Raw genomic sequence first — 9,358 nt, forward strand, 5'->3', positions numbered from 1 at the left:
TCTGCCCATCCCCGAGTTTGGCTCGTTACTCGTGCGAGTCGCTTTCGTTCTTCAGCGTCCGCGCCAGCAGCGATTCATAAATGGGTCTGCTGCCAAGTAGCTGGGCGGTGATACTTGCCACAATGCACGTGATGGTCAGGGGCACCAGCAGTCCGAAACTCGAGGTCAGCTCGGCCACCAGCACAATGCCGGTCAGCGGCGCCCGCACCGTGGCGGCAAACAGTCCCCCCATGGCCGCCAGGGCGAATGCCGCGGGGTACGTCACCAGGTGGGGCAGCAAATCCTGGGTCGCCGCTCCGAAGCACATTCCAATCAAGGCGCCGATGGCTAGCATCGGCGCAAAGATGCCTCCCGGGACTCCGGAGCTATAGCTCAGAAACGTCATCGCACAGCGAATCAACAACAGCCCCAACAGCAGCCCGATATGGACCTTGCTGGCAAACACTGACTGCACCAGTGCGTCGCCCCCGCCCACAGCGCCTGGCGAGAGTAACATCAGCGCGCCGGCCACGCCGCCCAACAGTGTCGCATAGACGAACGTCGTACGGGAACTGCATCGATCAAACACGCGGAGGCAGGCCAGCAGCGTGGCGTTGAACCCCATGCCGCAGACGCCCAGCAGGATGCCCAGCCCAATGAAGATGGGCAGAAACTCGAAGATTTCCCCTGGGGACTTCACCACTTCCGCCAACGATCGCTTCAGGTCGATGGGGAGCAGCGGCCCGATGCCGAACACCTGGTCGTCGACCACCTGGGCCGTCACCGAGGCAATGGCCACGGCGTGGATAGAAACAAACGTGTAGCGGAAGCGACCCCGCATCTCTTCGATGACGAACAGAATGCTGGCCAGCGGAGCGCCAAACGCCACGCTGAGACCAGCCGCGGCGCCCGATGCGAGCAGAATATGCAACGTGGCAGGGCTAACCTTGGCCTTCTCGCCAATCATCTTGCCCACGCACCCGCCAAGGTGCACTGTCGGTCCCTCGCGGCCCAGCACCAACCCGGCGCCGATTGCCAACACGCCGCCCACGAACTTGACGGGCATTACGTACAGCCAGCGCATGGGGCGGAGGCCGGATACGGTGCCTTCAATCTCTTGGATGCCACTGCCGGCGGCTTCGGGCGCGAATCGGCGGACCAGCCAGAAGGCGATTGCCGTCATGGCCGCCCCGGACAAAGCGGCCACCAGAACGCCCACCAACTGCTGATCGGCAAACCTGGCAGCCAGGGCGGCGTGAAAGGCAAACGCCTGCTCCAGGCAGTAGTGAAATGCCGCACCCAGCGCCCCTGCCGTCAGTCCAACAACGAAGGCAAACAAAAACGTCTTAAGCGCTTTCGTCTCACTGCGTTGCCGAATCTGCTCGGTACTTGCCATTACCCATTCGCGTTTCGGCGGTCGAGTTGACTACACCTCTTCGACAACTGCTCCAAACAGCAGTTTGCGGTCGCGGGGATCTTCCAGGCCGGCGGCCATCTTCTTGAGGGCCTCGGTTTCGATCTGACGAACGCGTTCGCGGGTAAGGCTCAGCTGCTCGCCGATTTCCTTGAGCGTCTTGGGCTCGTGACCTTCCAGGCCAAACCGCATCTTCAGCACGGTCGCTTCGCGGGTGTCCATCGTCTTGAGCATCTGCATCACATGATACAGGCTATCTGACTCGACTAGCGTGTCGTCCGGCGTGCGTTGCCGCTCGTCCATCACCAGGTCGCCCAGGCTCCAACCGGCTTCGGCCTGGTCGGTCTGCGGCGTGGCGTTATAGATTTTGATCGCCTTTTTGATGATCGGCAGCTTCTTCTTCGGCAGCCCCAGGACGCGTGCAATTTCCTCCGGCGTGGGCGTCCGATCGAGTTCCTCGGTCAGCCGCGCGGTCGCCCGCCGCCATTTCGACAGCAACTCGACCATGTAGGCCGGGATGCGAATCGTCTTGCCAGTGTTGATCAAAGCCCGTTTGATGGACTGCTTGATCCAGTAGCTGGCGTAGGTGCTGAACCGCGTGCCCATGGCGGGGTCGAACCCCTCCACGGCGCGGAGCAGGCCGAGGTTCCCCTCTTCAATCAGGTCCTGCAGGCTCAGGCCCTTACCGGAGTAACCTCGAGCGATATTCACCACCAGTCGCAAGTTCGCGCGGACCATTCGGTCGCGGGCGGAAACGTCACCATCGCCAATGCGGACGGCGAGTTCCTTCTCTTCCTTCGCGCTCAGGAGGGCGGTTTCGTTGATTTCGCGCAGGTACGTTTCCAGCGGAGTTTGCACCGACGAACTGGCTTTGCGCTTCTTCGTGGAGGGCATGGCAGGTACGGATCGATTGGGGGGAGTGCACGTAGCGCGGCGCGGGTTCGGGAGGGCGACGGCTCGCAATACACGTAACGGGGGGCGGATACCAAGTTTATCGACCCCGAGTGTCAGGAATCTGCAAAGCCTTACCTACTTCGTAGGCTGCGCCGGTTGTGCGTGCAGCGCCGGCGCTACCGACAACAACACCCACCCTGTGTAGTGGTATCGCGCAACAAAAACGCGGCGGTGCGAACCATCGGTTCGCACCGCCGCGGTGGGAGGTGTCACATTCGTTGTCACCGGCAGGGGGCCGGTTTGGAAGGCTTAGGCCTGTTCTTCGCCTTCGGCCGGAGCTTCGGCTTCTGTGGACTCTTCGGCGGCCGCTTCGGCAGCCTCATCCGTGGCAGCCTTGAACAGCGGACCGGAGTCGCCACCGATACCACCCTTCAACTCTTTGCCGTCGGAAGAACGATTTTCGGCCAGTTCGGCTTCGATCTCGTCCTGCTCGGCCCACTCGACTCGCTTGCGCGACAAGCCGATCTTGCGGTCGTCGATATCGACGCGAAGCACCTTCACTTCGATCTCGTCGCCCACGTTCACCAGGTCCGAGGGATTCTCGACCTTGTGATCGGCCAGTTCCGAGATGTGCAGCAAGCCTTCCAGACCATCTTCCAAGCCGACGAACACGCCGAAGTTGGTGATCTTGGTCACTTTGCCGGTCACGAGCTGACCAGGCTGGTAACGATCGGGAATGTCGGTGGCCCAGGGATCTTCGTCCAGTTGCTTGAGGCCCAGGGCGATACGGCGACGCTCCTGATCGACCGACAGCACCTTGCACTCGATTTCCTGGCCCTTCTCGACCACTTCGCTGGGATGCCCGATCTTGCGGGTCCACGACATGTCGCTGACGTGCAGCAGGCCGTCGATGCCCTCTTCGATCTCGATAAAGGCACCGTAGTTCGTAAGATTGCGAACCTTGCCTTGGACCATCGCACCGGTGGGGTACCGCTCGATGACTTTGTCCCAGGGATTCTCCTGGGTCTGCTTCATACCCAGCGAGATTTCCTGCTTCTCTTCGTTGATGCCCAGTACCACGACTTCCACTTCGTCGTCGATCTGCACCAATTCGCTGGGGTGGTTGATGCGCTTGGTCCACGACATCTCGCTGATGTGCACCAGACCTTCGATGCCGTCTTCCAGCTTGACGAACGCACCGTAGCTCATCACGTTGACCACGACACCCTTGACCTTCGAGTTCACGGGGTACTTGGTCGCCACATCGTCCCACGGGCTCGGCTCTTTCTGCTTCAGGCCGAGGGCGATCTTTTCCTTCTCGTAGTCGATGTTGAGGATCATCACCTCGATTTCGTCGTCGATCTTCACCATCTCCGACGGGTGGTTGATGCGGCCCCAGCTCATGTCGGTGATGTGCAACAGACCGTCGATTCCGCCCAGGTCGACGAACGCACCGAAGTCGGCCAGGTTCTTGACCACACCCTTCCGGATCTGACCAACTTCCAGCTCCTTGAGCAGCTCGGTCTTCTTCTTGGCCCGTTCGGCTTCGATCAGGCTGCGGCGGCTGACCACGATGTTGCGACGGGTCTCGTCGATCTTCAGCACCATGCAGTCGATGGTCTGGCCGATGTACTCGCCAATGTCGTGCGGGCGGCGAATGTCGACCTGGCTGGCTGGCAGGAAGACGTTCACGCCAATGTTCACGAGCAGACCGCCCTTGATCTTACGTTCCACCAGGCCCGACACGACGTCGCCCTCGTGGACCTTCGACATCACCTCGATCCACTTCTCAATCTTCTCAGCCTTGCGCTTGCTGAGCACGATCATGCCGCGGTCGTCGTGGCGGCCGGCAACGTCCTCGACGTCTTCGACCAAGACGCGGACCGTATTCCCGATTTCGGGGGGTTCGTCGGCAACGTCACCCGTTTCTTCGTCTTCCTCCCACTCACTGCGGGGCACCATGCCCTCGCTCTTGTAGCCTACGTCGACGATGACAAACTCGTCGTCCACGCGGACGATCTTGCCTTCGACGATCTGTTCCGGCGAGATATCGACATCATCCTCGAGCATCTCCGGCGGAAGCTCTTCCATCAGCCCGATGCCGATGTCCTCGTTCCACTCTTCTTCCGAAACGTCAAATTCACGAATTAGATTACGGTTGACCATGAAAAACCCATTCGGCGGCAGCTTGGGGGGGAGTGCCCGGGCGAGAGTTTGCGGGGCGGGGGGGAGGAAAAGCGGCCGTCGACCTACAGAAACGGGTGCCACCAAAACGCCGGGCCCGTGCCTACCACGGTCCAAGGAAACAGCGTCTCGATAAGCTCGCCATCCTACCAAATCCGCACATCAGTGACAACTTGGGATAGGCCCCTTTTCCGCTGGTTTCGGGCGGAACCATGCGGTTAGGTGACACGCCCCAGAGCGCCAGGTACAATTGCTCTTTCTGCCCAAGTACCCCATTTCCCTGCTGACAGAGGAGTTCTACACAATGCGAGACGCCGTTTGGAAAATTTGGGCCTACGGCCTGGCCGCCGTGCTGGCCACCGTGGTGCTGGGCGGGCAACTGCTGGCCGAGGATACCCCCTCCGAAAAAGTAGACGAGGAAGAAGGGTGGATCAGCCTGTTCAACGGCAAAGATCTCACCGGCTGGAAAGTGAACGAGAATCCCGAAACCTTCAAGGTCGAGGACGGCGAGATCGTCGTCAACGGCAACCGTGCCCACCTGTTCTATGTCGGCGACGTGGAAGACCACGACTTCAAGAACTTCGAATGGAAGTGCGAAGTGATGACCAAGCCGAATTCGAACTCCGGCATGTACTTCCACACCAAGTACCAGGACGGTGGCTGGCCCGAGAAGGGCTACGAAGTGCAGGTAAACGCCACACACGGCGACCCGAAGAAGACCGGTGGCCTGTACGCCGTGAAGGACGTGATGAACAAGGCCCCTCACAAAGATAACGAGTGGTTCACCCAGCACGTGATCGTCAAGGGCAACCACGTTATTGTCAAAGTGAACGGCAAGGTCACCACCGACTACACCGAACCGGAAGACGTGGATCGTGCCGACGGATTCAAGGGCCGCGTGCTCTCGTCCGGCACCTTCGCCCTGCAGGGCCACGACCCCGGCAGCGAAGTGCACTTCCGCAAGATTCTGGTCAAACCGCTGGACGACTAGTCGACTAGTCGATTGTCTATCGCCAAAAGCTGCGAAACGCCCGGAGATTCGAATCGAGCCTCCGGGCGTTTCCGTTTCCGGCTCTTGGATATTCCCCCAACTTAGAGGATTCAGAAAATGTTGCGTGCTCGCTTGTGGGCTGTTGCGTTGCTTTTGTGCTCGGTGTGTTGCCTGACGCAGGCCGCCGACGAATCGTCGGACTGGCAGGTGCTGTTCGATGGCACGTCGCTCGACGCCTGGCGGGGCTACAACGGAAAAGACGACTCCGTGCCCGCTGGTTGGAAGATCGAAGACGGCGTGCTGACCCGCGCCAGCCAGGCAGGCGACTTGATCACCAAGCAGCAGTACGAGAACTGCGAACTGGTATTCGACTGGAAGATCAGCGAAGGCGGCAACAGCGGCGTCATCTACTACGCCCAGGAGACCGACGGCCCCTCCTACAACACCGGCCCCGAGTACCAGGTGCTCGACAACGAAGGATGGAACCTCGAGCCAACTGCCAGCACCGCAGCCGGGGCACTGTATGGCCTGTACCCACCAGCCAAAGACGTGGTGAAACCAGCCGGCGAGTGGAACACCGCCCGCATCGTGCTCGATGGCAACCATGTGGAGCATTGGCTTAATGGCACGAAGGTGGCCGACGCCGAGATTGGCAGCGACGACTGGAACCGTCGTGTCAAAGGCACCAAGTTCGAAGCCTGGCAGGACTTCGCCAAAAAGACCAAGGGCCACATCGCCCTGCAGGACCACGACCACCAGGTGTGGTTCCGCAATATCAAGGTCCGTCCGCTGGCAGCCAAAAAGTCTGCATCCGCCGACCGGCCGCTTCGCATCCTGCTGGTCACCCAAAGCGGCGGCTTTCAGCATTCCACCATCACTCGCAAGGCGAACGCTCTTTCGCACACCGAGCGGATCATGACCGAGCTGGGCATTCGCAGCGGACTGTTCCGCATGGACTGCACCAAGGACGTTGAAAACGACTTCAAGCCGGAGCTGATCAAGAACTACGACATCGTCATGTTCTACACCACCGGCAAGATGTATGGCGACGAGCAAAAGCTGCCGATTGCCAAAGACGACCTCGATTGGTTCCTCAACACCTGGCTCAAGGAGGAAGGTCATGCCTTCCTGGGCGTCCACTCTGCAGCCGACACCTATGAGGACTACGAGCCCTACTGGGACATGATTGGCGGTAGCTTCAACGGTCACCCCTGGACCGCCAACGCCACCGTGACTCTCAAGGTGCACGACCAGTCGCACCCGGCCGCCGCACCATGGGGCGAGGGCGTCACGCTGAAGGACGAGATCTATCAGTTCAGCCACTGGCAGCCCGAGAAGGTCCGCGTGCTGATGAGCCTCGACATGGAGAAGACCGACCTCAAGAAGCCGTACCATGTGCCCGTGCTGTGGGTCAAAGAGTACGGCAACGGCCGCGTCATGCACATGAGCCTGGGCCACCGCGAAGACGTGTGGGAAAACCCCACGTATCAAGAGTCGCTGCTCGGCGGCATCCGCTGGCTCACCGGCCAGGTGGACGGCGACGCCACGCCGAACCCTGAGGTGGACGCCAAGGAGAACGAGCTGGCCAAAGCGGCCGCCAAGGGGTAATGCGACACCACCGTCGCCAGACGGTGGAAACCTCTCCAAGCTCCAAGGGTGGCTGGGGTCGAACCCAGCCACCCAACCAGATTCATCCCGGCCGCCGTTTTGGGCCAACTCTCTTTTGGGCCAACAGTTTTGGGCCAACTCTGGGGGATCTATATCCATGGGCCCAAAACTCCCACCGTTTTGTCCTCCCCGGATTTCATTTACCCCTTGTTTTTCAGGGTCGACAGCAATCGCCCAGGGACAAAACCCATCGCGTTGTTCTCCGCATGTCCCCGAGTTGGCCCATTATTCATCGAGCCGATAGTGGCCATTCGCTCCGCGAATGAGCGCCTCCGGCATTACGCTCGTTCGCGGAGCGAACGGCCACTAACGACCGCCGGCCTACCTCTGACAGCCCACAGCCTCTAGCCATTCCGATTGCCAAAGATCCCCGGCAAGTACATACTGCCGCACCTCTATTGGATCAAACTGGCGGGCTAGTTCAATGACGATTATTTTACACTCACGTTTTTTGCTGAGCCGTCGGTTGAACGCCGATCGGGCCGGGTAAAATAACCACAGAGCACACGGAGAGCACTGAGATGGATTTCACCCTCCCACTAGTGGGAGGGTCGGACGGCCCACGGCCGGGGAGGGGAGCAACGGGGACACATGCTTATTCGATTTATAGCAACACACCTAGCTCTCCAAAGGCTTCTGCAAATACTCAAGCTTGCAGCTAAGCAACCAACGCAGCCATAGAAAAGAAGCCGAGATCACGATACCCACCGCGAAGTCCGCCAGCAATAACGCCGTGTGGAACGGATGGTGATTGCTGGAGTAAGCGAATGGCCAGCCGGCGAAGACAGTCCGAGTTTCCAGCCAATTTGGATGTGCATACCATATTACGCAGAAAGCGATCGCTGCGATCGAACTCCATTTTGTATAGTACATCATACTCGGACGGCGTGACATTGATGGCAACAGCATTGCGGACGCTAGCCAACCTATGGCAAATGCGATACCGGCAACGTCTCGAATGAACCACGTCCACACCTGAGACAAGCCCACTTGGCGTGAATCTACTGCAATGGTGCCAATGAGAAGAACGAGGATTGTATACAGAGCTGCAAATACGCTTAGCTTGATCTTGCTGGGACGTTTCATTTGCCACGCTAACACCGCAATTGGGAGCAGGAATGCAGACGCATAGGAAAATAGTCGAATCCATTTCCCAGCGCCCAGGGAGAGTGCCTCCGCGAGATGAAGCTTCTCGAATGAAGTCCCAGTGAATGAAGTGGCGTTATCGAAGTCGGCCTGGGTAAAGCCACGTTCAGAAGGCCAGTAACGCTCCAAGCTCTTGCCAAACTTGCTATCGGGACCTGGAGAAATGATTTGAAAGCCTGCTGGTGCAACGAAACCACCGTCATCCATCCGATATGGAACAGCTATATCGGAAGTATCGCCAGGATTGGGTGAAAACGCAGTGTGGTAGTTATCTGAATCAAAATAGACGTATGGTACATCTGTATCCGGAGGACAATACTCCCAGAAACCGTCACAATCGCGATCGATGAGTCGATGCGGCTCAAAGAAAAACCAGGATGGGGCAGAGGAGAAGTCACCAGAGCTAAAGCGGGAGGCCAGCGTGGCAACTTCTCCCGGGTTTGAAGTCGTCTTGAAAGACAAGCCGCTGAGGAAGAACACCAAAGCCTCTGACTGATCCATCTGGCTCCAATCAATCCCGTCCTTTTGCACCCATGCTTGACCGCTAGCTTTGCTGACGAATTCTACATAGTCTTGTATCGCGCCGTGTGGATCAGAGTTGGACACACAAGGAGGGTAAGCAAGATAGCGGACCTTGTACTCCAGGATTGCTTCTTCTAGCTCGGCAAGCTCCGTCCGAGTTTCATGATCTCTAATTCTGTACGTATCTGCATTGCAGATTCCGGTTGTAAGAGCGAGGACAACAACCACAATCCTGAACCGTCCAGAAAAACGCTGGCGTGATGGCCGGCTTCTGCAATAGATCGTATCCGTGTACATTCACAAAGCGAAGGATTAGGGGTCCTAAGGTGTTGATAAGTTTGCCGGAAACACTGCGTATTCGAGTGACTGCATGATCCGGTTTAAATTTCTTTATACAGTTAGCTACGTTGGTTGCCAGCATCAATTCGTCATGTTGCAGGATTTGACTGAAGCAGGAGCAATGGGGACACCTACCTAGCACTGGTGCTGAGCAAACCAACTACACTGCGTAGGTTTAAATCTGGGAACTACTTTGGCCCACTCGCAGCATCGCGAGATAG

General features: G+C 58.5%; 6 protein-coding genes. 2 read left to right on the forward strand and 4 right to left on the reverse strand.

Features of this window, described 5'->3' with window-relative positions; translation table 11 throughout:
- Window positions 1-25: 25 nt before the first annotated feature.
- From clcA to NG895_RS08520, 3 genes are all read right to left on the reverse strand, one after another.
- Complete coding sequence (clcA, locus tag NG895_RS08510; RefSeq protein ID WP_252852048.1) at window positions 26-1,375, reverse strand: H(+)/Cl(-) exchange transporter ClcA; 1,350 nt, start codon at window positions 1,373-1,375, stop codon at window positions 26-28.
- A gap of 30 nt (window positions 1,376-1,405) precedes the next feature.
- Window positions 1,406-2,287, reverse strand: coding sequence for a sigma-70 family RNA polymerase sigma factor (locus tag NG895_RS08515; RefSeq protein WP_252852049.1), 882 nt, complete (start codon window positions 2,285-2,287; stop codon window positions 1,406-1,408).
- A 309-nt stretch (window positions 2,288-2,596) separates the two neighbouring features.
- Entirely contained in the window at window positions 2,597-4,453 is a 1,857-nt protein-coding gene (locus NG895_RS08520) for a 30S ribosomal protein S1 (protein ID WP_252852050.1), read from the reverse strand.
- Window positions 4,454-4,775: 322 nt separating this feature from the next.
- Between NG895_RS08520 and NG895_RS08525 the strand changes: the two genes are divergently transcribed.
- Together NG895_RS08525 and NG895_RS08530 are read left to right on the forward strand one after the other, a co-directional pair.
- Entirely contained in the window at window positions 4,776-5,462 is a 687-nt protein-coding gene (locus NG895_RS08525) for a 3-keto-disaccharide hydrolase (RefSeq protein WP_252852051.1), read from the forward strand.
- 117 nt (window positions 5,463-5,579) lie between these two features.
- Window positions 5,580-7,070, forward strand: coding sequence for a 3-keto-alpha-glucoside-1,2-lyase-like domain-containing protein (locus tag NG895_RS08530; RefSeq protein ID WP_252852052.1), 1,491 nt, complete (start codon window positions 5,580-5,582; stop codon window positions 7,068-7,070).
- 678 nt (window positions 7,071-7,748) lie between these two features.
- Here NG895_RS08530 and NG895_RS08535 read toward each other — a convergent pair.
- Window positions 7,749-8,882 carry a hypothetical protein gene (locus NG895_RS08535; protein ID WP_252852053.1) on the reverse strand — a complete coding sequence of 378 codons (1,134 nt, stop codon included), beginning with the start codon at window positions 8,880-8,882 and terminating at the stop codon, window positions 7,749-7,751.
- Window positions 8,883-9,358 lie beyond the last annotated feature (476 nt).

The organism is Aeoliella straminimaris (genome assembly GCF_024054565.1).
GTDB lineage: Bacteria > Planctomycetota > Planctomycetia > Pirellulales > Lacipirellulaceae > Aeoliella > Aeoliella straminimaris.

Coding starts and splice junctions, on each gene's coding strand:
- clcA (WP_252852048.1), bottom strand. CDS start 1,375: ATGGCAAGTACCGAGCAGATTCGGCAACGCAGTGAGACGAAAGCGCTT.
- NG895_RS08515 (WP_252852049.1), bottom strand. CDS start 2,287: ATGCCCTCCACGAAGAAGCGCAAAGCCAGTTCGTCGGTGCAAACTCCG.
- NG895_RS08520 (WP_252852050.1), bottom strand. CDS start 4,453: ATGGTCAACCGTAATCTAATTCGTGAATTTGACGTTTCGGAAGAAGAG.
- NG895_RS08525 (WP_252852051.1), top strand. CDS start 4,776: ATGCGAGACGCCGTTTGGAAAATTTGGGCCTACGGCCTGGCCGCCGTG.
- NG895_RS08530 (WP_252852052.1), top strand. CDS start 5,580: ATGTTGCGTGCTCGCTTGTGGGCTGTTGCGTTGCTTTTGTGCTCGGTG.